This window comes from Yersinia sp. 2541 StPb PI, from assembly GCF_052217145.1.
In the GTDB taxonomy this organism is placed as follows: domain Bacteria; phylum Pseudomonadota; class Gammaproteobacteria; order Enterobacterales; family Enterobacteriaceae; genus Yersinia; species Yersinia enterocolitica_E.
The window spans coordinates 1,878,569-1,904,174 of the sequence record NZ_JAZGQB010000001.1 but is presented as its reverse complement, the minus strand read 5'-3'; the positions used below and the strand labels follow the sequence as shown (position 1 = coordinate 1,904,174).

The window sequence follows — 25,606 nt, the reverse complement described above, 5'->3', positions numbered from 1 at the left end:
GGTTAAGCAGGTAGCAGGCAATTTATGACGCTTTAGCTCGTGCTGCTGTCAGTTCAGAAATCCGCATGATTACTGCAACCGCCTTCTCCATCCCTTCCAGCGTAATAAATTCATGTTTACCATGATAATTATAACCACCAGTAAAGATATTGGGACAAGGTAATCCGAGGAAAGATAACTGCGCGCCATCAGTGCCTCCCCGTATCGGCTTCATGACGGGCGTGATATCGCAATCACGCATCGCCTGTTGTGCTAACTCGATGATATGCGGGTGCTTGATTATATGTTCACGCATATTGTAATAACTGTCATCCATAACGATTTCGATGTAGCAGTCACGATGCAAACCTTTACCAACCCGCTTAGCAATATCCACCATATTCTTCTTACGGGCTTCAAAACCATCACGGTTGAAATCACGTACTATATAGTGCATTTCTGCCCGCTCAACAGTGCCTTTAATACTTTGCAGATGATAGAAACCCTCGTAACCATCTGTACATTCAGGAGTTTCACTTGCAGGAAGTTCCTGATGGAAACGGGTCGCCAGTGATAATGCATTTACCATTACCCCTTTGGCACTGCCGGGATGGACATTATTACCAACAACCTTGATCGTTACTGACGCCGCATTAAAGTTTTCAAACTCTAACTCGCCAACACCACCACCATCAACGGTATAAGCCCACTGGGCATCAAACTCGTCCACATTAAAGAAGCGTGCACCTTTGCCAACCTCTTCATCGGGAGTGAATGCAATGCGGATATCGCCGTGAGGCACATTACTGTGCTTTAACCGCACCATTGCAGTAATAATTTCGGCAATACCGGCTTTATCATCGGCCCCCAGCAAGGTTTTACCATCAGTGGTAATTAATGTGTGGCCGAGTAGCTGGTGTAATACCGGGAACATGACCGGTGACAACACCTCGTCGCCTATCCCCAAGGCAATATCCCCACCACGGTAACTTTCTACAATCTGTGGATTAACATTTTTGCCCGAAAAATCAGGTGACGTATCGAGATGTGCAATAAAACCAATAGTGGGGACCGGCCAAGAGACATTTGCAGGTAATGTTGCCATTACACAACTGTGATCACTCAAGGTAACCTGAGAAAAACCCAGCGCCTGCAACTCATGCTGTAATGCCAGCGCAAGCTTGTGCTGCCCCTCAGTGCTCGGCACGGATTTTACATTGGCTTTTGCTTGTGTATCAAAAGAGACATAGTTGAAAAAGCGGTCGAGTAATTTGTCCATGGTTCCCACCCTCATAATAGTGAATATCATTATGGGGAAGTGATCGTGATCAAATATTGCGTCAAGTCAGCTTTAGGCAAACTTAAGCCAGAATAATAAGGTGGGATGCTAAAACCCTGCTGGGTGATTTATTCATCAACCCGCAGGGACTATCGTTTATTTATACGCCATTTTGGCTAATTGCCGCTGCTACCCTGGCGATTCTCACCCCGGGTAGTCAAAAACTCGCGCACATATTCCGGTACCACTTTACTGGCAAGCCCATAGTGTTTTTCATCGAACTGACTTTCTACCTGACTGGGTTCCAGATTCAACTCAACGGTATGAGCACCATGCAAACGTGACTCATGAACAAACCCAGCCGCTGGATAGACGTGGCCTGAAGTTCCTATCGAGATAAAGAAATCAGCCTCAGCCAGCGCCTGATAGATATCATCCATCCCCATCGGCATTTCACCAAACCACACAATGTGGGGCCGCAAAGGGGATGGGAACTGGCAGCAATGACAACGCTCGTCAGCCGAGAGATCTCCCGGCCAATCTAATACCTGGCCAGACTGCGTGCAACGCACCTTCAGTAATTCACCGTGCATATGGATAACACGCTTACTGCCTGCCCTTTCATGCAAATTATCAATATTCTGGGTAATCAGAACAAAGTTATCACCCAGCACCGCTTCCAAATCTGCCAGCGCCTGATGCGCCGCATTGGGTGCAATTTCTGGCTGCTGCAATTGACGGCGACGAGCATTATAAAAAGCTTGAACTAACTCAGGGTCGCGACGATACCCTTCCGGCGTTGCAACATCTTCCACCTGATGCTCTTCCCATAGGCCATCTGCGGCACGGAAAGTACGGATGCCTGACTCAGCAGAAATCCCCGCACCAGTAAGCACCACCACAAACGGTTTCTTCATTTCTGCTGTAGCAGCACTGTCCCGATGAAAGATACGGGAGCGAAAACGTTGATGCCGCAAATGCTTATTCTTGCGAAACCGACATAGCCGATGGCGAATACGCATAACTTTTGCCTCTATATTGGATATCGTTATTGTTTGTGACGACTCTATAGCTTGTGACGACTATTATTCACTCAAATGCAGAAACGCAGCGCCACGAACGCCGCCCGCATCACCATAACGCGCTTTTTCAATGCGTGGCAATCGGGCCACTCGCAATAAATGCTGGGGTAAGCGTTTTGGTAGTTCCTGATAAATCTTGTCAAAATTAGATAGCCCGCCACCAATGACAACCAGATGTGGATCAAGCATCGTCAATAGATTACCCAAACATACCGCCAGCACATCCATAAAGCGCTCAATATGGGCTACTGCTTTGGGCTCGCCAGTATTATAGTTGGCGATAATCTCAGTGGCGGGCAGCGATTGTTGGTTAAAGTGCTTATACATCCATTCAAAACCACGCCCTGAGATATAATTCTCTATGCAACCGTTATGGCCGCAACCACAGGGTACGCGCGGAATATCTGCGCCTAAAATATCCAACGCATCTACCGGTAACCGAAAGTGGCCGAATTCGCCGGTAATATGATTCCGCCCGCTAACAATACTGCCATTAACAATCAGGCCACCGCCAACACCGGTGCCAAGAATTAGCCCCAGAACTGTTGGATAAGTGCGAAATTCAGGATCCCACGCTTCGGACAGCGCAAAACAGTTAGCATCGTTATCGATTCGAACTTCACGCTCAATCAGGCGGGAAAGATCACCCTGCAATAATTGCCCCATGGCCGATGGCACATTGGCCGTAAATACTGTGCCATCATCGGCATTGGGTAAACCAGGAATACCAATACCCACACTGCCTTTAACACCACAATATGCATCAGCTTCCAGCGTTAAATCACGCAAAGTTTGCAGTAACTGTTGATAATCTTCACGGGGCGTTGGGACTCGTTTATGCCAGATTCGTTGCAGATTGGCATCAAAAACGCCTAACTCAATCTTGGTGCCGCCCATATCAAAACCGTAATACATAGAATTGTCCTTATATACCCTAAATAATTCGAGCGGTAGGAAGACGGCAACTGAGTAAGTCCCCAGGCGCTTACTGAAGCAAGTGACTGGGGGTAAACGAAAGCAGCCAACGCATATGCGGCTTGAAGTATAACGGGGGGAATTATTGCCCGCTTAATACCCGAGCCGGATCAATACGACTTGCGCGACGTGCAGGATACCAACTGGCAATTAAACTCAGCACCAGCGCGGTGGCTAATACGCAGGCTACATCAAACCAGTGCAATTCTGACGGCAGGAAATCAATGAAATAGATATCGCCAGACAAGAATTGATGGCCAATCAGCCGCTCCAGCCCACGGATAATGTTGGTCAATTGCATTGAGACAATTACCCCCACTATCACCCCGCTGATACTGCCGATAAACCCGGCCAGTAAGCCATACCAGATAAAGATTGCACGGATCAGACCATCTTTGGCCCCTAATGTGCGTAACACGGCTATATCGCTACTTTTATCTTTAACAGCCATAACCAGGGTGGACACAATATTAAAACTGGCAACACCTATCACCAGCACCATGGCCAAATACATGATGGTACGAATCATCTGGATATCGCGGTACATATAGCCATAAGTGCCAATCCAACTGCTGATATAAACATATGCATTGCTCACTTCACCGGCACTTCGCACCAGTTTGTTGGCGTTGTATACATCATTGACCTTGATGGCTATACCAGTGACACTGTCACCCATTTCCAAGTATTGCTGGGCATCAGCTAAAGGGACCAGTGCCAGACTGTGATCCAACTGACCACTGAGTTGAAAAACACCGGCGACCTGTAAGCGAATACGCTTAGGTTGCAGCAGTTTCATTTCAGGATCACTATTCGGGATCATTACTGTCAGCCATGACCCCTGCTTCACACCTAATGCGTCAGCCAGACCTTTACCTAAAATAATCTGCTGCTGACCCGCTTTGAAATTATCCCAAGCATGATCAAGCACAAAGCTGGGTAATGCGCTAAGACGCTGTTCTGCCTGCGGATCAACACCTTTAACCTGTACTGCACGCAGTTGTGTGGCATTTTCAATCAGACCGGTGAAATTGATATAGGGGGCGCCCGCTACGATACCAGGCACTTTTTCAATACGTTGCAGGGTTTGCGGCCAGCCACTGAACGGCTGATTAACCACCGCAATTTCGCCGTGTGGTACCACGGCCAAAATGCGATCTTTCAGCTCACGTTCGAAGCCATTCATCGCACTTAGACCCACGATCAATACTGCAACACCCAAGGCGATACCCAAGGTAGATATCACTGAAATTAATGACACCATACCGCCACGACGGCGGCCACGGCTAAACCGTAAGCCGATTAAAAGTGAAAGTGGCGACACACCCATTACTCAGCCCCCACCAGTGTCAAGTGCTGCTGTAGCTGGCCATCGCGCATTTCCAACTGGCGGCTCATACGTTTTGCTAACTGCAAATCGTGGGTTACCACTAAAAATGCCGTCCCCTGGCGAACATTCAATTCACCTAACAGATTAAAGATGCTGTCAGCATTACGTTGGTCCAGGTTACCGGTCGGTTCATCTGCCAAAACCAGTGACGGGTTGTTCACCAGCGAACGGGCAATCGCCACCCGCTGACGCTCACCACCAGACAACTCAGACGGCCGATGTTTGCTCCGTTTTTCCAACCCTACCGCGGTCAACATCGCCCGGGCTTTATCCTGCGCCTCTGCGGGTTTGGCTCCACCGATTAACAGTGGCATTGCGACATTCTCCAATGCGGTAAAATCAGGCAGTAAATGGTGGAATTGATAGATAAAACCTAACTCTCGGTTACGTAATTCCGCTTTCGCGGTGGAAGAGAGCTGATTCAGTGAACGGCCCTGATAAATAACCTCGCCGGAGGTTGGGGAATCCAGACCACCCAACAGATGCAATAAGGTACTTTTACCTGAACCGGAACTGCCGACAATCGCCATCAGCTCACCAGCTTCGATAGTGAACGACACATTACGCAATACGTCAGTGTGCAATTGCCCTTCCTGATAGCGTTTGCACAAATCTAAACACTGTAATAATGGATGGTTACTCATAGCGTAAAGCCTCGGCAGGTTGTGCGGCGGCAGCGCGCCAGGAAGGATAAAGCGTGGACAACAAGGCAATCGCCATCGCCAACAGAGCAATCACGGTGACCTGTACCGGGTTAATCTCCACCGGCAAGGTGGCACCATCAATCAATAAACCGAGAATCGGGATAATCGTGTTCAATTGGCTGGCGAGTAAAATACCCAGCCCGGCACCAAGTAATGCGCCAATTACCCCGGCGGTAGCCCCCTGCACCATAAAGACCAGCATGATTTGGCGGCGGCTCAAGCCTTGAGTTTGCAAAATCGCCACTTCACCCTGCTTCTCCATCACTAACAGGCCCAACGAGGTAATTATATTAAAGGCTGCGACGGCAATAATCAGGCTAAGTAGCAACCCCATCATATTTTTTTCCATACGCACCGCCTGGAACAACTCGCCTTTACGCTCTCGCCAATCTTTCCATACCGTGCCTTCAGGCAACGCCTGTTGGCTCAGGCTATCAACAGACAAAGGTTGTGCAAGGAATAGACGCCAGCCGGTAATATTGCCAGCCGGATAACGCATCAGACGTGATGCATCCTGCTGATTAACCAGCATTTGATAGCCATCAACCTCGCTGTCTGCGGCGAATGTTCCAATGATATTAAACAGCCGCTGGCTAGGAATGCGCCCCATTGGCGTGAACTGACTGGCGCTAGGGACCATCAAACGCAATGTTTCACCACGTTTAACACCCAACTGGCCCGCCAGTTTTTCGCCCAGGATAATATTGTAGCTCCCCGGCTGTAAATCCTTCAGGTGCACGTTAACCAAATAATCAGCCAGTGGTTCATGACGCTCGGGATCAACACCCAGCATCACACCAGCCGCCAGATTGCGGGCACTCTGCAACACCACATCCGCAGTGGTTAGCGGCACAATATCAGTAACGCCAGTCAGCGATTTAAGTGCAGAGGCAGGGATCTTATTCGGGTCAAGAGAGCCTTGTGACGTGGTAATCAGCGCCTGCGGCATCAGCCCCAAAATATTATTCTGCAAATCACGCTCAAAACCATTCATCACCGACAGTACCGTGATCAGCGCCATCACGCCAAGCGTGATGCCAATAGTAGAAAGCCATGAGACGAACCGACCGAAGCGGTCAGATGCACGCCCGCGCATATAACGCAGGCCAATAAATAGTGCGACAGGTTGATACATGAAATCTGTTTAGATCCTGTTGCTAAAGCAAAGTGATCGAGGATAATAAAGGGTACTACGCCTTTATGGAACCATTAACCGCCTATATCCTTCATATTTCAAGTTACAGGTGTGTTGGCCGCGCTCGTTTACCCGAATCACTTACTTTAGTAAGCTCATCGGGATTTTCTCGCTTGCCGCCTTCCTGCACCTTGAGATCTATTGGATATATCTCTGGCTTTTATTCCAAATCAGGGTGCCAGTCTGTGGCTATGCCCCCTCACGTGCTAGGATAGCCGCCGAGATAATTTGTCATCTGTTGTGCTGATACTGTCCTGCTGAACGGCAACATGGGTTAACGCTATCCCTGTTACTTGGTCATGCCGGTAGGCAGCACCCAAGTAAAAAGTCGGTAAGCAACTGATTTTGATATCATTTATGCTAGCCCATAGGGTGAAGGCTCATTAATACTCAAGCGCTTAGATAACTAAGTGATTGGGGTGAGCAAGGACAGCCAACACCTCTGCCTCTTGAAGGGCGGCGGGTATACAAACTAAGAGACTGTTTAACTGCTTATGTCCCAACAATATCGTTATTCATTGCCGCAGCGGCCTGGTGATACCCGTCAATTAGGTCAGTTGACTGGCTCAGCCTGCGCGGTGGAATGTGCGGAAATCATTGAGCGCCATGATGGCCCGGTAATGTTAATTACCCCTGACATGCAAACGGCCCTGCGCTTGCGTGATGAGGTGCAACAATTCTCACTCCGCCCAGTAAGCACCCTATCCGATTGGGAAACACTGCCTTACGACAGTTTCTCGCCGCATCAGGATATTATTTCAGCGCGCCTTTCATGTTTGTATCATCTGCCCGCAATGGAGCGCGGTGTTATTATTCTCCCGATTAATACCCTGATGCAGCGCGTATGCCCACATGAATTCCTGCACGGCCATGCGCTGGTGATGAAAAAAGGCCAGCATCTGTCGCGCGATAAGCTGCGGGCGCAACTTGAGCAGGCAGGATACCGCAGTGTTGATCAGGTAATGGAACATGGTGAGTTTGCGACCCGTGGGGCATTGCTTGATTTGTATCCGATGGGCAGTGAAGAGCCGTATCGAATTGATTTCTTTGATGATGACATTGACAGTCTGCGCGTGTTTGATGTTGATTCGCAGCGCACGCTGTCTGAAGTTGAACAGATAAACCTCCTGCCTGCGCATGAATTTCCGATAGACAAAACCGCAATCGAGTTATTCCGTAGCCAATGGCGTGAACAATTTGAAGTTCGCCGCGACGCTGAACACATCTATCAGCAAGTGAGTAAAGGCATCTGGCCTGCGGGTATCGAATATTGGCAACCCTTGTTCTTTAGCCAACCGTTGCCCTCACTGTTCAGTTATTTACCTGAAAATACCTTATTGGTAAATACCGGCGATCTGGAAGGTTCTGCTGAGCGTTTCTGGCTAGATGTGAATCAGCGCTTTGAAAGCCGCCGTGTTGACCCAATGCGCCCATTGCTGGCACCCGATACGCTCTGGTTACGGGTTGATTCGCTGTTCACTGAGCTAAAAAAGTGGCCTCGGCTGCAGTTCAAGACAGACCCACTGCCGACTAAAGCTGCCAATACCAATTTGCACTATCAGCCCCTGCCTGATGTGGCTGTGCAAGCACAGCAAAAAGCGCCACTGGATAACCTGCGCCGCTTTATCGAAACATTCAGTGGCAGCATCGTGTTTTCAGTCGAAAGCGAAGGCCGACGAGAAACGCTACAAGACCTGTTGGCCCGGATAAAAATCAGTCCGAGCCTGATTACAGCGTTACCACAAGCGGCGGCTCCCGGTCATTATCTGATGATCGGCGCCAGTGAACGCGGCTTCCTCGATACCGATAAACAATTAGCGCTGATTTGTGAAAGTGACCTACTTGGCGAGCGCGTCAGCCGCCGTCGGCAGGATAATCGGCGTACCATCAATACCGATACCCTAATCCGCAATCTGGCCGAGCTGCGCCCCGGTCAGCCAGTGGTTCATCTGGAACATGGTGTCGGCCGCTATCTGGGCTTAACCACGCTCGAAGCTGGCGGCATCAAAGCTGAATACCTGATACTGACCTACGCCGGTGAAGATAAGTTGTATGTGCCAGTCTCATCTTTGCATCTGATTAGCCGTTATTCCGGCGGTGCTGATGAAAATGCGCCACTGCATAAACTGGGCGGAGAAGCCTGGGGTCGGGCACGACAAAAAGCGGCCGAGAAAGTGCGAGACGTGGCAGCCGAACTGCTGGATATCTATGCCCAGCGCGCCGCCAAGTCTGGTTTTAAATTCAAACATGACCGCGAGCAATACCAGTTATTTTGCCAAAGCTTCCCGTTTGAAACCACGCCAGATCAGGAACAGGCCATTAATGCGGTTCTCAGCGATATGTGTCGGCCGCTGGCGATGGATCGCCTGGTATGTGGCGATGTTGGTTTCGGTAAAACCGAAGTGGCAATGCGTGCTGCGTTCCTCGCAGTTGCCAATAATAAGCAAGTAGCCGTATTGGTCCCCACTACACTACTTGCCCAACAGCATTTCGATAACTTCCGTGATCGCTTCGCCACTTGGCCGGTCAGGATAGAAATGATGTCCCGTTTCCGCAGTGCCAAAGAGCAGCAAGTGATTCTGGAGCAAGCCGCTGAAGGTAAAGTCGATATCATTATCGGCACCCATAAGTTGCTGCAAAGTGACCTGCGCTGGCAAGATCTCGGCCTGCTGATTGTCGATGAAGAGCATCGCTTCGGTGTTCGTCATAAAGAGCGGATCAAAGCGATGCGTGCCGATGTGGATATTCTGACCCTAACAGCCACACCGATTCCGCGTACCTTGAATATGGCGATGAGCGGCATGCGCGACTTGTCGATTATTGCCACCCCACCGGCGCGGCGCCTGGCAGTGAAAACCTTTGTACGGGAGTACGACAGCCTGGTTATTCGCGAAGCCATCCTGCGTGAGGTTCTGCGCGGTGGGCAAGTTTATTACCTGTACAACGACGTGGAAAATATTGAGAAAGCCACACAACGTCTGGCGGAGCTGGTTCCTGAGGCGCGTATCGCTATCGGTCACGGCCAGATGCGTGAACGGGATTTGGAGCGGGTGATGAATGATTTCCATCATCAGCGCTTCAACGTTTTGGTCTGTACCACCATTATCGAAACAGGTATTGATATTCCTAGCGCCAATACCATTATCATCGAGCGTGCGGATCACTTTGGCCTGGCGCAGCTACACCAATTGCGCGGCCGGGTTGGGCGTTCACATCATCAAGCTTATGCTTACCTACTGACGCCGAATCCGAAAGCGATGACCACGGACGCTAAAAAGCGGCTGGAAGCGATTGCCTCACTGGAAGATCTTGGTGCCGGCTTTGCGCTGGCAACCCATGATCTGGAGATTCGCGGCGCGGGTGAACTGTTAGGTGAAGACCAAAGCGGCCAGATGACCACCATTGGCTTCTCACTCTATATGGAGCTGCTGGAAAGCGCGGTTGATGCTTTGAAAGAAGGCAGAGAGCCATCTCTGGAAGATTTGACCAGCAATCAGACTGAAATTGAATTGCGCATGCCGGTGCTGCTGCCAGAAGATTTCATTCCAGATGTGAATGTTCGACTTTCATTCTATAAGCGTATCGCCAGTGCCCGCAATGAGACGGAACTTGATGAACTAAAAGTGGAGTTAATCGATCGTTTTGGCAAACTGCCCGACCCAGCACGTTATCTGTTGCACACCGCAGAGTTACGCCAGCAGGCACAAAAATTGGGCATCAAACGAATTGAAGGTAATGAGCGCGGTGGCTTTATTGAATTTAGTGATAAGAACAAAGTCGATCCTGTCTATCTGATTGGGCTATTACAGCGCCAGCCACAGATATACCGCCTGGAAGGGCCAACCAAGCTGAAGTTTATGCAAGATTTAACTGATCGTTCACAGCGACTGAAATTTATCAGTGAGTTGTTGGCCGCCTTTGCGCAGCATCGGGTAGGTTAATCAGCGAGTTAATGCGGGTTTCTCAGCAATGAGAGACCCGCGTTAATGCTAATGCCACTCGCTTAAATTTTTTGCCGGGTTTGCGGCAAAAACATGTTCTGTTTAAACGATCAGAATTAGCACTAAATCGCGGGTTCTTGGTACCAGGTCTTGGACAACAGATTTTGTATTATGCTCGGTCGTTCAGTATTAGTTGACCATTTTTATCGATCGGGATCTGCGTACCTGGATCACGATCCATACGAATTTTTCCCTGCTGATCACCAATTTTGTAGGTTACGTCATATCCCAGCATTTTTTGTGACTTGTCATAGACAGTCTGGCAACGCTGTTGAGTGGTGGTATAGGTATCACCTTCCTGCATATTACTTTGCACGCGGTTACCGGCATATCCGCCAGCCAACGCACCGGCAACAGTAGCGATATCCTTCCCTCGCCCGCCCCCTACCTGATGTCCCAGAACCCCACCAGCAACCGCACCCAACACTGAGCCCGCAATCTGATTCTCGTCTTGTACGGGTTTACGGTGAGTAACCGTGACATTACGACATTCCTGCCGAGGCGTTTTGACCGTTTCTTTAATCGGTGTCGCCGCAATAACTTGTGCATATTGCGGCGCGCCAGAGAAAACATTCATACTCGCAACTGCGGCAATTCCCAGAGCGGCCGCAATACCGATACCCACGCCTGCTAACATTGATTTGTTCACAGGAAATCCTCCTGAAAGTGTTACCACGCATCTTCTGCCCCAGAATTCCAGCGTAAAAACAGAAAATCTGACAGTTTCCGACACCAAAGGCTGTCTCTGATTAGCGGAATACGGCGTGCGTGACTCGCCGTCTGTAAACACCATGGAGTCTGCACAAAGTCGTTTGAGCTAGCAATAAGACAAATGGACTAAAAACCCAGATAATAGGTGTAAATGAATATGTTTAGGAGGAATCCGACTGTGGGTATTTGCGACCGCGAAATTTTATGCTGCAAATTTCACATTACGGGCGAACATTTTTAACGTTAAGTGCCTGAGATTGAGCAAACAAAAACCGCCACCTTTGACTAACGGCAGCGGTTTGTTTAAGTGAGAAGACGATTAGTGCAACTTCAAGCGCGGGCGAATAACCCGATTAATCCCACCCACCAGCATCATCAGGCCAGTCTTGGTATAACCATGTAATGCCACCTGGTGCATACGATACAGTGAGATATACACCACACGAGCAACACGCCCTTCGACCATCATTGAACCGCGCATCAGGTTGCCCATTAGGCTACCCACAGTGCTGAACTTCGACAGAGAAACCAGTGAACCGTGGTCTTTATAGATATACGGCTTCAACGGTTGCTCATTAAGCAACGCCAGAATATTGCTGTAGCAACGGCTGGCCATCTGGTGAGCCGACTGCGCGCGCGGGGGAACAAAACCGCCACTTGCCTGCGGGCAAGAAGCACAGTCACCAATAGCAAAGATATTCGCATCACGCGTCGTTTGCAGCGTTGGTTCCACCACTAACTGATTAATACGGTTGGTTTCCAGCCCAGCGATATCTTTCATAAAGTCCGGTGCTTTGATCCCCGCCGCCCACACCATCAGGTCAGCGTTAATGAACTCACCCTCTTTGGTGTTCAGACCTTTTTCGTCCGCACTGGTCACCATGGTTTTGGTCAGCACGCGCACGCCGAGTTTAATCAATTCCTGATGCGCGGCCGCTGAAATGCGCGGGGGTAATGCGGGTAGAATCCGCTCGCCAGCTTCCACCAGCGTCACATTCAGTGCTTGATTGTCCAAGCCCTCAAAACCGTAGCTATGCAGTTGTTTCACCGCATTGTGCAGTTCCGCAGAGAGTTCCACACCGGTAGCCCCCCCACCGACGATCGCAATGTTAACTTTCCCTTTTTCACCCGGTTGCGCTGAATATTTCAGGAACAGGTTCAGCATTTCATTATGGAAACGGTGTGCCTGATGCGGGTTATCAAGGAAAATGCAGTTCTCTTTTACGCCTGGCGTACCAAAATCGTTAGAGGTACTGCCTAAGGCCATGACCAGAATGTCATAGGTCAATTCACGTTGGGTCACCAGCACATCACCGTGTTCATCGCAAATCTCAGCCAAACTGAGTGTTTTGGTTTCACGGTTAATGTCAGTTAAGGAACCTAACTGGAAGTTAAAGTGATGGTTACGCGCATGAGCCAGGTAGCTCAATGCATCGACGCCATCATCAAGAGAACCAGTGGCTACTTCGTGTAACAGTGGTTTCCACAGATGACTGTGATTGCGATCAACCAGAACGATGTCCGCTTTCTTGCTGCGGCCCAGCTTATGGCCCAGACTCGTCGCCAGCTCAAGACCGCCGGCACCACCACCAATAATAACGATTTTCTTCTTCGGCGTTGTCAAAATGACCCCCTAAATGTGAACCAATTGTTAGCTAAGGGTAAAAGAATAATATCCTTAGATAACATAGGGTTCGCTGATGCTAAATCAATAATCTGTAGCCAGAATATCATGCAGGGTTATTTGGTCATACCAAAATTGATATATATCAACTTTTTTTGATTAAAGTGGCAGCATAGGGAATCTTTCTGGAATAGGATTCAAATAGTTAGCGTTTAGTCACAGTTTAGAATTTTTCTATTTGCAGCGAGGAAAAATCTTATTTTGCCGTTTTTAAGCAACAAAACGGCCTGGATAAAGGATTTAAACTCCCTTCCCCAAACCGGTTAGCAGAACGTTATAAGCTTTACAATTAACCAATCTTTAACAAACCGACAGTTTTAGGCTCAGCAGTCACTTTACGCTAGCCAAGAGTTTTAAAGGCTTTAATGCGCTGAAGGTGGGGTGAAAGATCCTTAAACTTGTGGTTTTGTTTCTCGTCCCAAACAATTTCATAATAAGGATGTAGGTCACCCGCAGTTCGCTGGCTATCAAGCATTTCATCATGACGAGACAACACCACCAGGCAACGATCGCGATTTTTCTCGCGAAAGTCATTAATACACTTGCTGGCGATATCAACATACTCTTCTGGGCGGTCGATTTTACCGCCCATATTGTCCTGCGGATACAGATTCGGGTTGAAAGCAACCTGTCGAATACCGCACAGGAAACCAATGCGCTCGGCCCAAAACCCGCCTAAACCAACACCACAAATCAGTGGTTTGACATCACCGCCCTGCTGAATGGCTTTATCCACTTCTTTCAGTAAATGCTGCATATCATGTCGAGGATGCAAGGTGCTGTAACTGATAAAACGCACATCTGGATCGATAAATTGCAGTTGCAGGACTTTCTCGTGATTACCGGGGCTATTGGAATCAAAACCATGTAAATAGACAATCATATTTATCCTCGCGACTTATACTTGTCATACGTCAAGCTGCATGTGCGTTAGCTACACTCAACTACTCGGCCCATCCGTGAGCCTCACCTCGTTGAGGCCGCTGCAACTCGAATTATTTAGAGTATATAACTTATTTCAATTGGCTCTTATGTGCATCCCAACGTGCGCTGAGTGCAGTTAATGCCTTATTCGCCTGTTGCCAGCGTGATGACCCCATCAATGATTGACGCTCAAACTGCCCAGAATGATACAAGCGCGCAACCTGATCCGCTTTGACCGGAGACAGGTTATCTAGCACGCTGATGGCACCCTGGCGGTTATTACACACCAAAATCATATCGCAACCGGCATCCAGCGAAGCCTGCCCGCGCTCGGCGTAACTGCCCATTATCGCAGCACCTTCCATCGATAAATCATCTGAGAAGATAATGCCATCAAAACCTAATTCCTGACGCAATATCTGCTGGAGCCAATACGCCGAGCCGCTGGCCGGGCGCGCATCAGCTTCAGTATAAATCACGTGAGCAGGCATGATGGCATCCAGCAGTCGCCGCTCGATCAACTCGCGAAATATAACCATATCATGAGTACGGATTTCTGCCAGTGGTCGATTATCATGTGGCGTCTCCTTATGGGAATCGGCGGTGACCGCACCATGACCGGGGAAATGCTTACCGGTGGTCTTCATCCCGGCACTATGCATTCCTCGGATAAAGCATTCCGCCATTGCCAGAGCCTGTTGTGGCTCGCTGTGGAAAGAGCGCTCACCAATAGCGGCGCTAACATGGCCGATATCCAGTACTGGCGCAAAACTGATATCGATATCCATCGCTATCATCTCTGCCGCCATCAGCCAACCGGCCTCTTGCGCCAGCTTAGCTGCCGTAGCTGCATCATTAATAGCGGCAAACGACTGGGCCGCAGGCAGGCGAGTAAAGCCATCACGAAAACGCTGCACCCGGCCCCCTTCCTGGTCAACGGCCACCACCAGACGCTCACGAGAGGCCGCCCTGATTTGACGAACTAGCTCACGCAACTGCTCCGCATCATGAAAGTTACGGCTGAACAAAATCAGACCGCCCACCAGTGGGTGTTTTAAAATCTCACGCTCTTCAGCATCCAGCTCATAGCTGGCGACGTCTAACATTACTGGTCCCACAACAACCTCACTTCATTCAATAAAATACCCCTCGGACGGGGCCGCCACAGGGGGTTGATTTGCCTGGCTGCTACGCCAATTTCTTTGGGTAACGCTACGAATTAAAACGATAAATTAAACCGCTGGCGCAGTGGCGACGCCCATTGTAAAAATGTCTCATCACCCGTTTGCTGCCAGCGCACCTCAAACCACATCAGCATCAGGTAATCAATCCACGGTAACCAGCGCTGTATCTGCTGTGATAAGCGTTTGATGTCAGGGTATCCCTGCTCACTCGCGCAGTAGTGCTGTAAAAAGGCATGTTGTTGTGGCAATAACCAGTTATTGCCGCGAAACAGCGCCGCAATATCCAATGCGATATCCCCATCGGCAGCATATTCCCAATCAATCAGTTTCAGCCCGGTTGGGGTCATTAACACATTGCCGGGATGGACATCCATATGCAACGGCGCCAACTTAATAGGCTGCGGTAGCGGGCGGCGCAGAAAGTCATGTTGGCGGCGCAACCAGGCAGGTGAGCGGCGCGTTGAGTCAATCAATTGCCCATAGCGGGTTAACTGACGGCGCAAGTCGAAACGGTAGCCGCTGATGGGCAGATGATGCAGACGGGCCAATAACTGTGGCAACTCCCCATTATCTGATAATTCAATAAATTGCTCATTAGTGACAACGTCACCTTCAAGCCAATTAACCACTAACCAGTACTGATCGGCGGCAATAATGGCCGGTGAGAAATGCTGATTGGCCACGTGTCGTAACAGTTTTCGTTCCCGCCGCCGGTTCACCCCCAACTGACGTTTGGCTAGTGATTGTTGACGTGCCAACCAGTCAATATTGGGTGCTGTAATACGCCAGCTTTCACCGGTTAGCCCCGCGACCGGACTAAAGTGATAATCGGCGATTTTCATCGCCGGATTTATGCTGTCAATGAATGCATACAGAGAGGGATCAGCGCTGAACCGGGCCATTACCTGACCAAATGATTTCGCCTGATTGCGCCTGCATCAATTGCATTTCAATGGTTGGCGACTTCACATCACCACTCACATCGCTGTACAGCACATATTGAGCGCCGACATAGCGGGCCAAACCAATCGCTTTGCTGCGCGACCCCAGGCTATCTTCTTCCGAAAGCCCCAGCGTTTGCTTAGCAACGGCTAATTGTTGCGGCGAGATCAAGACAAACTTTTTATTCGACGCTAGCACTTGATGTAATGCGGCGGTGGCTTTCGCCGTTTGCAATGCACCATTGGTGTTGTTTTTAACGCTATCCAATAGCAGAATGCTGCCATTCTCCACTTCGTTGTTATTCACCATTTTCGCCACCAACGGCTCGACACTGATAGCCCAATCGATAGATTGCACTTTCGGTGGCTGCGGCACGGTGTCTACCGGCGGAGGTGTCTCAACGACAGGGGGGGTTACCGGTTCAATGGTGACGGGCGGTGTCGTTGGTGCGACAGGCGTCCGGGACGGACAACCGGTCAGCACTAGCGCTGCTAAAACCACAAATAAATACCTTTTCATTGCCCTACTCCAATGGTGAAAATCAATCGGTTATAAAAATAAATGAAGGCGTGCACTGCGCGCATTAAAATTATTATTAACTGACTGAATAGTGACATCGTCCCCTGGTGCTATCATCATAAAACGCGGCGCTTCCAGCGGCGGCACATCTAAGCCCTGGGTATCATACCAATAAAAACGGTAGTTGATTCTTACCGGCTTATTCTGGCTATTCGTGATAACTGAACGCGCAACATTATTGCCAGAAGAGAGTGATACTGTGGGTTGAGAAGCCAAAATACCTGCCGTCAGAACCGACGAATCCATTACCACGGTTTGCTGTTTATTTACTGCAATCCCTTTCGGGTTGCTGCACCCCAATAATGTCGCGATACACGCCGACACCATCACCGGTAATAAAAACGCCTTAACACGGCGCATAGGCTTACCTCATTTAGACTCAATCATTATGCCGCTATTGATGCAGCATCATTATTTATGTGACAACAATGAACCCAGATAGCGACCACCAACCAGGTGCATATGAATATGATAGACCACTTGCCCGGCATGTTGGTTGCAGTTGATGATCAGGCGATAACCCTCTTCGGCAATGCCTTCTTGTTGTGCAAGTTTAGCCGCCACGGTAATCATACGACCCAGTGTGGCTTCATGTTCTGCCGTGACATCATTCACAGTTGGAATAAGAATGTTGGGAATGATTAAGATATGGGTGGGTGCCTGTGGGGCAATATCACGAAACGCCGTCACCAGCTCATCCTGGTAGACCACGTCGGCAGGAATTTCACGGCGGATAATTTTGCTGAAAATCGTTTCTTCGGCCATTACGCATTTCCTTTATCATTATAAAACGGAGAATGCGTAGTATGAGCGACAAATTCTATTGATTTCAACCTCAATAATCAGCCTCTGGCATAAGCCGCCGCTTTTTCAAACAAAGCGGGCTCTGGGCGAATCCCCGTATACAGCACAAATTGCTCAACCGCCTGAATAGCAAATACTTCTGCGCCAGTAATAACGGTTTTCTGCTGTGCTTTGGCGTAACGGATAAGTGGGGTGACTGCCGGCAGTGCCACCACATCAAAAATGATATCCGCACTATCTATTTCACCCTGAGTAAATGCCAGAGCATCGGCATCCTTCCCCCCCGACATCCCCACCGGCGTAGCATTAATCAACACATTAGCCCGAACATCCTGCATATCAGGGCGATAAATATAACCTGATTGATCCGCTAACTGCTTACCTGTCACTTCATTTGTCGCAATGATATAACCCTGCTTAAAACCTGCATTTTTTAATGCAAAAGCCACTGCTTTTGCCATGCCACCACTGCCACGTAAAGCAAAAACCTGCTTTGATGACACCTGATATGTCGCAAGCAACATGGCGATGGCGATATAGTCGGTGTTGTACGCCTTAAGGTAGCCTGCGGTATTGACCAGAGTATTTACTGAGTTAATGGCTTTAGCTGATGGGTCCATCTCATCCACCAGCGGAATCACCGTCTCTTTAAAGGGCATTGAGATGGCACAACCACGAAATCCCAGCGCCCGCACACCACCGATGGCGGCAACAAGATCAGTGGTGGTAAAAGCCTTATACAGATAATCGAGGTCTAAGGCATCGTACAAAAAGTTGTGAAAACGGGTACCAAAGTTACTGGGCCTGGCCGCCAGAGAAATACACACTTGGGTGTCTTTATTTAAATACCGGGTCATCTTCTCACCTTAAATAGTCATTACGCCCTGCCCGTACAAGCTTTTCATACCGAAGGACGGTGGGCGATAAGCCCTTGCTGTACTAAAAATTATCGGCTAAAAAGGTGATATTAAAAACTGCTAAGATTCATTCAATAGAGATCCTCTTTTATGGTCAGTCGACGTCTTGAGCAACAATATTTACGCTTATTGGGCGTGGTTGGGGTGCAACAGGTTACGATTACACTGCAAGAATTAGCCGACAAGCTTAGCTGCACTAAGCGCCATATGCGGACATTGCTGGTTAAAATGCAACAGGCTGGCTGGTTAATATGGCAGTCAGAAGCTGGCCGTGGTCGCCGTTCACATTTACAACTATTGCGGAACACTCATCAACTATTGATTGAAAAAGCGGAACAGTTATTGGATTCAGGCGATTTCAACGAGGCCATTGCGCTACTGGGAGAAGATAAGCAGCTTATTACCCCGTTGCTCCGAACCAAGTTGGGGTACCGGATACGTGATGACTATCAAGCCTTGCGAATTCCCTACTACCGCGCCATGGCTAACCTTTATCCTGGAACCCCACTGCGCCGATCTGAATTACATTTAGTTCGGCAGATCTTTAATGGCCTGACGCGGATAAATGAGGAAAACGGCCAAGTTGCCACCGATTTAGCCCATCAATGGCGCATGTTGGACCCATTACACTGGCGCTTTTACTTACGCCCTGGCGTACAGTTTCATGATGGTCGCGAGCTTTCCAGCTATGATGTGGTCAACTCATTGATGCGTTGTACTGACTTGCCGCTATTTTCACATATTCAATACGTCAGCGCATATGGGCCACTGAGTGTCATTATCGAGCTGAATCAACCCGACCCGCAGCTTGCGCTATTGCTGACTCACCACGCAGCACTGATTTTGCCGAGCGACCACGCCTCACGACCCGATTTTGCGTCTCATCCGGTAGGCACCGGCCCTTATCGGGTCGCCGAAAATGATGATTGGCATTTGCAGATAAAATCCTTTGACCACTATTTTGGTTTTCGTGGCCTGCTGGATGAAGTTGAAGTCCTTATCTTCCCTGATCTGGCCCGTCAGCATACGCAAACGCCAACTGTACTCGCTGAGCAACTGAGTATTGATCATATTCAGAGTGCAACGTGGCTAAGCTCCAGTATCAGTGATATTGATTATGTCGCTGGATTCGCTGCCAGCCTGACGGGTAAACCTTCAGATTCAACCCAAGAGATGTTTTTGGAACGGGGTGGATATTTTCTGTTATGTGACAGCCGCTCACCCCATTGGCACCACATAGAGCAACGCCGTTGGCTGCGAGAGGTACTCAATCCATATAACGTTGCCCAACGGTTGATTGAACCAATTCGCCCGTTCTGGGTACCCGCCAGCAGTGTTTTACCGACATGGTTCCACTCAATGCATTCAGGAGATAAAAGTTCTCCTTTCGCCGCGACGACAATGGCTGATGACAGCCCGGTGTTAACCTTGGCCTATCATGCCCAACACCCAGAATATACGATGCTGGTTACGGAAATGTCGCATATTTTGGCGGCACAGGGGATTAGGCTAGTGGTATCAGAGCTTGATTACGCCACCTGGGCCAAGGGCGATGCCGATGTTGATTTGTGGCTGGGGACGGTGAATTTTGCAGTTCCAGAAGAGTGGAATATCGGGGCATGGTTACTGGGTATGCCGCTATTGCGCCAATCTATTGTAGGTGGTGATGAGATGCGTTTGCAGACATACCTGCACAACTGGCGTAACCAGTCCCTCAGTACCGAGCAATTAGTCAGAGAGGTTATAGCTGACGGCTGGTTACAGCCATTATTCCATCACTGGATGCGCCTGAAAGCCCCACCGCAGGCTCAGGGCGCACATCTGAATAACCTTGGTTGGTTTGATTTCCAGACGACATGGTTAGAACCACAGTAACGTTTTTCCAACAAAAAAAGGGAGGCTTTCGCCTCCCCTTTGCACTCCCCAAACCTGAATTAATGGTTACGAATATACTCGTCCATATCTGTTTTCAGGTTATCTGATTTAGTCCCGAAGATAGCCTGAACACCAGACCCTGCCACCACTACACCCGCAGCACCCAGTCGCTTCAGACCAGGTTGGTCAACCTTGGAGACATCCGCCACGCTGACACGCAGACGGGTAATACAAGCATCCAGGTTAGTGATGTTCTCTTTACCACCAAACGCATTTACCAGTGCCGCTGACATTTCTGTGCCGCCCTGGACAGTTTGCTCAGTGGTTGTCTCTTCACGACCCGGTGTTTTCAGGTCCAGTTTGGTAATCAGCACACGGAAGATAGTGTAGTACACCAGACCGTAGCAAATACCCACCAGAGGGAACAGCCAGATACGGCTACTGTTACCACTGAGAACAATGAAGTCAATCAAACCATGGGAGAAGCTGGTACCGTCACGCATTCCAAGCAGAATACAGATTGGGAACGCCAGACCAGCCAAAATTGCATGGATAACATACAAAATTGGTGCCACGAACATGAAGGAGAATTCAATTGGTTCGGTGATACCCGTCAGGAATGAGGTCAGTGCTGCGGAGATCATGATCCCGCCCACTTTAGCGCGGTTTTCCGGCTTGGCTGAATGCCAAATCGCAATCGCAGCGGCTGGCAGACCGTACATTTTGAACAGGAAGCCACCAGACAGTTTACCGGCAGTTGGGTCACCCGCCATGTAACGTGGAATGTCACCGTGGAACACCTGACCTGCTGCGTTGGTGTATTCACCAATTTGCATTTGGAATGGTACGTTCCAGATATGGTGCAGACCGAATGGTACCAGCGCACGTTCAACTACGCCGTAGATACCAAAAGCAACGACTGAGTTCTGGTAAGCCGCCCATTGGGAGAAGGTCTGGATCGCAGTACCGATAGGTGGCCATACGAAGGACAGGATCACACCAACGAAAATAGCGGTGAAACCAGAAATAATCGGAACAAAGCGTTTGCCCGCAAAGAAACCGAGATATTCAGGTAACTGAATACGGTAGAAGCGGTTGAACATGTAGGCGGCTATAGCACCTGCAATAATCCCGCCCAGTACCCCAGTATCGGCTAAATGTTTGGCCGCAATTTCTTCTGCTGGCAGATGCAAGACCAGAGGCGCTACCACAGCCATGGTTTTCACCATGATGCCGTAAGCAACAACTGCCGCCAACGCGGATACACCGTCGTTATTGGTAAAGCCGAGTGCAACGCCAATAGCAAAGATTAATGCCATGTTAGCAAAGACGGAACCGCCCGCTTCTGCCATTACGTGAGAGACTACTGTTGGTAGCCAGCTAAAATTCGCGGAACCGACACCCAGCAGAATACCTGCGATGGGTAAGACGGATACCGGTAGCATTAGCGATTTACCTACCTTTTGCAGGTTTGCAAATGCGTTCTTAAACATAGTTGAGTGTGCTCCTGAGTAATAGTGCTTTTCTGCTGTTTCTCGCGTTTATTGGCATTACAAAGGGGGGAGTAAGCCTTTGCGAATAAGGGTGTCTAAAGCACCCTTTTAATTTTTACGAAGAGTAAAATAAATAGCCTGCTTAATGTTTGATGGCAGTCACGTTTCTTTCAAGAAAGCGCTTAATTTGCATCAAATCGCGCATTTTTTGTAAAAAAACGTCAACAAGACCTGCCCTCACCCAATAAATCGGGTGAGAACATTACTCGTTCCGGGGATTAATTACGAGCTTAAAAAAAAGTATTATGAAGGAGGCTAACTATTTTCACTGGCGAGCCGGGAAGGGTCCAGATGAAATAACCGGCAGAAGTTGTCAGTCGTCGCCTGCGCCAGTGATTCAAGACTCACGCCTTTCAGCACTGCCATATACTCTGCAACATCACGGACATAGGCTGGTTGATTCTCTTTGCCACGGTGGGGAACCGGGGCCAGATAAGGTGAATCGGTTTCTACTAATATCCGATCCAGCGGAACATAACGGGCCACATCACGCAGTTGTTCCGCATTACGAAAAGTGAGAATCCCCGAGAATGAGATATAAAAACCGAGGTCTAATAGCGTTGCTGCCGTGGCTTTGTCTTCTGTAAAGCAATGTAAAACACCACCACACTCCTGCGCCTGCTCTTCCTGCAAAATTGCGAGTGTATCTTCACGCGCATCGCGGGTATGCACAATCACCGGTTTGTTTAATTCGCGACCAATACGAATATGTTCACGGAAAGAGGCTTGTTGCAGCGGGATATTATCTTGCTGATAAAAATAATCCAGCCCGGTCTCGCCCATTGCCACCACATTATCTGCCGCAGCCAGGCTTCTGAGTTGCTGGAAATCATAGCCACCATCGAGATTCAACGGATGAACACCACATGAAAATGCCACATTTTGGCGTTCGCCAATAAGGGATGTCATGGCAGAAAAGCCCGGTAACGTAGTGGCTACCGCCAGGACGAAACCGACATCTCGCGCATTTGCTTTGGCTAATACATCATCGACGCTGCTGTGCAACGTCTGGTAATCAAGGCTATCAAGATGGCAGTGTGAATCTACTAACAACATAATATTAAACTCTTCCATACTTTTCATAATTGAAGCCGCAGGGGCGCTCGCTATATTCGTTACTCGGCCCATCCTTCGGCCAGCCGCTGCAACGCCAATTACGTTGAGTGTACAATCAAGGTGAGGTGGAATAGGTGCCGGTGGATAACGCGGTTTCCCAGTTAAGTAACAACTCAGTGAGTAACAATTCACGGTTGACACCGACGACAGATAGTAATTGATGACGGCATTTTGCCAGTTGTTGCGTTGACTGAAGCAACACCAGTGTGGTGGCTACGCGTGCCAACTGTTGTACCAGCGACAATTGATCCTGATTAACAGCAAACTCACCAGCTCCTTGTTGCCATTTCAAAGCATCCAGCAGCAGCGAAGAGAGCCATTGGAGGCGTTCAGCTGCATCATCATGGTTCAACTGCACTAACAATGACAGTAGATCCGAACTGTTCAATGCACTACTGAGCGCGCTACACAGCGCAGTTCGTAGAGTCCAGCGCTCCGGTTGCAACAACCGCTCGGCTGCCAAGGGTGCGCCCTCACTCAATTTAAGCGCGGCCAGCGCCGTCACCGGTTCTGCTTGAGTCTGGCGTTGCAGCCATTGCAAACTGAGTGCGGTATCTGGGCAGGCTAAATACCAGTAAAAACAGCGGCTACGCAGCGTAGCTAACAAACTGGCGGGTTGATGGCAGTCCAGCAGGAAATAGGTTTTCTCCGGTGGCTCTTCCAAGGTTTTCAATAAGGCATTTGCCGCCGCATCGGTCAACAGTTCGGCGTGTGGCAACCACACCACCTTAGCCCCACCTTGTTGTGCATGGGAATAGAGCTTATCTATCTGCTGACGCACCAATTCGACCCCAATACTGCTTTTACCTTTTTCCGGTGCCAGTACATACCAGTCCGGGTGGTTACCCGCCAGCATTAAACGGCAGCTATGGCATTCACCACAACTTTTCTCACCTTGCCGCTGCTGGCACATCAGCCAGCGACTGAGGCCATAAATCAACGCCTCTTCACCATTACCGGGCAAGGAGTGGAGTAATAACGCGTGGTGCCCGCGCCCGGCAGTATGCTGCCCTATCAACTGGCGATAAGGGGCCGTAAGCCACGGATACCATTTCATTATGCGGTTTCCCGGCTGGCCAGCCATTGAGTCAGTACCCGGCTGATTGATGTGCTCACTTGCTCAAGAGATTGGGAGGCATCGATGGTTTTTATGCTGCTATCAGCGGCGGCCAGTTCGAGATAGCGTGCCCGCGTGCGTTCAAAAAAGGCCAGCGACTCTTGTTCAATACGATCCAACTCGCCACGGGCACGAGCGCGTGCTAAACCGACCACAGGCGGCAGATCAAGATACAGCGTTAGATCAGGGCGGAATTCACCCAATACGGTATCACGCAGTGACGTCATCAGTTGGCTATCAATGCCACGCCCTCCTCCCTGATACGCCTGAGATGAGAGATCATGGCGATCACCCACCACCCAACTGCCTCGAGCCAGCGCCGGTTTAATTACATTCTCAACTAATTGTACTCGCGCGGCATACAGCATCAGCACTTCGGCTTTATCTGTCAGGACTTCACCATCAATACCTTGTTTAATCAAATCACGCAGTTTTTCTGCCAATGGTGTCCCACCCGGCTCTCGGGTAAAAACAATATCGTTAATCCCTTGGGCGCGCAGCGTGGCAACCACGGTGTCTCTGGCGGTGGTTTTCCCTGCCCCTTCCAGCCCTTCAATAACGATAAATTTACTGTTCATTTTTATCCTTAAGCGATTGACGATAGACCCGTACCGCTTGGTTATGACTGGCTAAATTGGTGGTAAATGTATGCCCGCCCTTACCATCTGCCACAAAGTAGAGATAGGCGGTTTTGGCCGGATGCGCGGCAGCCGTCAGTGATGCCAGCCCCGGCATGGCTATTGGGGTGGGCGGCAAACCAGAAATCACATAGGTATTATAAGGTGTTGGTGTATCTAAGTCTTTACGACTAATGTTGCCATTATACTTGTCACCCATACCATAAATGACTGTAGGGTCAGTTTGCAGGCGCATACCAATCCGCAGACGGTTAATAAACACCGATGCGACTTTAGTGCGTTCTTCATTTACTGCGGTTTCTTTTTCGATGATAGATGCCATGGTGACCAGCTCACCCGGTGTCTTATAGGGTAAAGATTCCTCTCGCCCTTGCCAAATTTCATCAACCGTCTTTTCCATCTTCGCATGGGCACGTTTGAGTAAGGCCAGATCAGTCGTCCCGGCGGTATAGGAGTAGGTATCAGGATAGAGCCAACCCTCAGGGTGATCACTGTCTTTTAACCCCAGTAACACCGCAATCTCACTATCACTTTTGCCGGCCAAAACATGTTTTACGTATTTCGACTGCTGCAACTCATCCAGCCAGTCACGTAGCCGCTTGCCCTCAATAAAGCGCACGGTAAATTGTGCTTCTTTACCACTGGCGAGTAATTCCAGCATGCCGCGCACCGTCATGCCAGGGGTAAAACGGTAAGTCCCCGCCTTAAATTTTGCCAACTCAGGCTCTATACGTAACAGCCAGGGGAACAAACGGGTGTTTTTAATCACGTGGTCACGTTGCAGTAAATTCTCCAATGCGACCCGCCCCGTACCGGCGGGGAGTTTAAAGATGGTTTCTTGCTGGATAGCCAGCGGCTGGTCCGCAAAGTGTTGTATTTTCTGATAACCCAACAGCACTAATCCCAAACAGATAGCGGCAAAAAGGATTACAACTCGGGTGCTTTTTATTTTCATCG

The 25,606-nt window shown here is 49.4% G+C and carries 22 protein-coding genes; 2 read left to right on the top strand and 20 right to left on the bottom strand.

The annotated features are described in order from the left end of the window. Positions 1-22 precede the first annotated feature (22 nt). From pepT to lolC, 6 genes are all read right to left on the bottom strand, one after another. The gene (gene pepT / locus V1953_RS08345) at positions 23-1,258 is read right to left on the bottom strand and encodes a peptidase T (RefSeq protein ID WP_083158545.1); all 1,236 of its coding nucleotides are present in this window, start codon (positions 1,256-1,258) and stop codon (positions 23-25) included. 176 nt (positions 1,259-1,434) lie between these two features. Then, entirely contained in the window at positions 1,435-2,280 is an 846-nt protein-coding gene (cobB, locus tag V1953_RS08340) for a Sir2 family NAD+-dependent deacetylase (protein ID WP_083158544.1), read from the bottom strand. A gap of 63 nt (positions 2,281-2,343) precedes the next feature. Further along, the gene (gene nagK / locus V1953_RS08335; RefSeq protein WP_083158543.1) at positions 2,344-3,255 is read right to left on the bottom strand and encodes an N-acetylglucosamine kinase; all 912 of its coding nucleotides are present in this window, start codon (positions 3,253-3,255) and stop codon (positions 2,344-2,346) included. A 142-nt stretch (positions 3,256-3,397) separates the two neighbouring features. After that, complete coding sequence (lolE, locus tag V1953_RS08330; protein WP_442850828.1) at positions 3,398-4,645, bottom strand: lipoprotein-releasing ABC transporter permease subunit LolE; 1,248 nt, start codon at positions 4,643-4,645, stop codon at positions 3,398-3,400. Beyond that, on the bottom strand, positions 4,645-5,349 hold the full coding sequence (gene lolD, locus V1953_RS08325) for a lipoprotein-releasing ABC transporter ATP-binding protein LolD (protein ID WP_083158541.1): 705 nt from the start codon (positions 5,347-5,349) through the stop codon (positions 4,645-4,647). The genes lolE and lolD overlap by 1 nt, the downstream gene beginning before the upstream one ends. Further along, a complete protein-coding gene (gene lolC, locus V1953_RS08320) occupies positions 5,342-6,544 on the bottom strand; it encodes a lipoprotein-releasing ABC transporter permease subunit LolC (RefSeq protein WP_083158540.1) in 1,203 nt (400 codons plus the stop codon). The genes lolD and lolC overlap by 8 nt, the downstream gene beginning before the upstream one ends. Positions 6,545-7,098: 554 nt before the next feature. Between lolC and mfd the strand changes: the two genes are divergently transcribed. Beyond that, positions 7,099-10,545: a transcription-repair coupling factor gene (gene mfd, locus V1953_RS08315; protein WP_372569285.1), complete on the top strand. Its 3,447-nt coding sequence runs from the start codon at positions 7,099-7,101 to the stop codon at positions 10,543-10,545. Positions 10,546-10,714: 169 nt separating this feature from the next. On the opposite strand, the gene V1953_RS08310 is transcribed toward mfd, so the two are convergent. The 9 genes from V1953_RS08310 to V1953_RS08270 form a co-directional block, all read right to left on the bottom strand. Beyond that, entirely contained in the window at positions 10,715-11,254 is a 540-nt protein-coding gene (locus V1953_RS08310; protein ID WP_005183154.1) for a glycine zipper 2TM domain-containing protein, read from the bottom strand. Positions 11,255-11,635: 381 nt separating this feature from the next. Further along, positions 11,636-12,940 carry an NAD(P)/FAD-dependent oxidoreductase gene (locus V1953_RS08305; RefSeq protein ID WP_083158537.1) on the bottom strand — a complete coding sequence of 435 codons (1,305 nt, stop codon included), beginning with the start codon at positions 12,938-12,940 and terminating at the stop codon, positions 11,636-11,638. 400 nt (positions 12,941-13,340) lie between these two features. Continuing rightward, the gene (gene ycfP, locus V1953_RS08300; protein WP_083158536.1) at positions 13,341-13,883 is read right to left on the bottom strand and encodes an alpha/beta hydrolase YcfP; all 543 of its coding nucleotides are present in this window, start codon (positions 13,881-13,883) and stop codon (positions 13,341-13,343) included. Between the two features lie 130 nt (positions 13,884-14,013). Continuing rightward, complete coding sequence (gene nagZ, locus V1953_RS08295) at positions 14,014-15,030, bottom strand: beta-N-acetylhexosaminidase (protein WP_193784640.1); 1,017 nt, start codon at positions 15,028-15,030, stop codon at positions 14,014-14,016. Between the two features lie 113 nt (positions 15,031-15,143). Further along, on the bottom strand, positions 15,144-15,950 hold the full coding sequence (thiK, locus tag V1953_RS08290; protein ID WP_420072956.1) for a thiamine kinase: 807 nt from the start codon (positions 15,948-15,950) through the stop codon (positions 15,144-15,146). Between the two features lie 40 nt (positions 15,951-15,990). Continuing rightward, complete coding sequence (gene lpoB, locus V1953_RS08285; RefSeq protein ID WP_442850827.1) at positions 15,991-16,569, bottom strand: penicillin-binding protein activator LpoB; 579 nt, start codon at positions 16,567-16,569, stop codon at positions 15,991-15,993. A 30-nt stretch (positions 16,570-16,599) separates the two neighbouring features. Beyond that, a complete protein-coding gene (locus tag V1953_RS08280; RefSeq protein ID WP_083158532.1) occupies positions 16,600-16,989 on the bottom strand; it encodes a YcfL family protein in 390 nt (129 codons plus the stop codon). 51 nt (positions 16,990-17,040) lie between these two features. Then, positions 17,041-17,394, bottom strand: a complete 354-nt coding sequence (hinT, locus tag V1953_RS08275; protein WP_083158531.1) for a purine nucleoside phosphoramidase — start codon at positions 17,392-17,394, stop codon at positions 17,041-17,043. Positions 17,395-17,471: 77 nt separating this feature from the next. Further along, the gene (locus tag V1953_RS08270) at positions 17,472-18,290 is read right to left on the bottom strand and encodes a shikimate 5-dehydrogenase (protein ID WP_083158530.1); all 819 of its coding nucleotides are present in this window, start codon (positions 18,288-18,290) and stop codon (positions 17,472-17,474) included. A gap of 150 nt (positions 18,291-18,440) precedes the next feature. Between V1953_RS08270 and V1953_RS08265 the strand changes: the two genes are divergently transcribed. Continuing rightward, entirely contained in the window at positions 18,441-20,225 is a 1,785-nt protein-coding gene (locus V1953_RS08265; RefSeq protein ID WP_442850826.1) for an SgrR family transcriptional regulator, read from the top strand. A 59-nt stretch (positions 20,226-20,284) separates the two neighbouring features. On the opposite strand, the gene ptsG is transcribed toward V1953_RS08265, so the two are convergent. From ptsG to mltG, 5 genes are all read right to left on the bottom strand, one after another. After that, the gene (gene ptsG / locus V1953_RS08260; protein ID WP_083158528.1) at positions 20,285-21,718 is read right to left on the bottom strand and encodes a PTS glucose transporter subunit IIBC; all 1,434 of its coding nucleotides are present in this window, start codon (positions 21,716-21,718) and stop codon (positions 20,285-20,287) included. Positions 21,719-22,033: 315 nt separating this feature from the next. Further along, positions 22,034-22,834, bottom strand: coding sequence for a metal-dependent hydrolase (locus tag V1953_RS08255; protein ID WP_083163574.1), 801 nt, complete (start codon positions 22,832-22,834; stop codon positions 22,034-22,036). A 115-nt stretch (positions 22,835-22,949) separates the two neighbouring features. Then, on the bottom strand, positions 22,950-23,951 hold the full coding sequence (gene holB, locus V1953_RS08250; RefSeq protein WP_083158527.1) for a DNA polymerase III subunit delta': 1,002 nt from the start codon (positions 23,949-23,951) through the stop codon (positions 22,950-22,952). Further along, positions 23,951-24,589, bottom strand: a complete 639-nt coding sequence (gene tmk, locus V1953_RS08245) for a dTMP kinase (protein WP_083158526.1) — start codon at positions 24,587-24,589, stop codon at positions 23,951-23,953. Before tmk ends, holB begins: the two co-directional genes overlap by 1 nt. Then, positions 24,579-25,604: an endolytic transglycosylase MltG gene (gene mltG, locus V1953_RS08240; RefSeq protein ID WP_083158525.1), complete on the bottom strand. Its 1,026-nt coding sequence runs from the start codon at positions 25,602-25,604 to the stop codon at positions 24,579-24,581. The genes tmk and mltG overlap by 11 nt, the downstream gene beginning before the upstream one ends. Between the last annotated feature and the right edge of the window lie 2 nt (positions 25,605-25,606).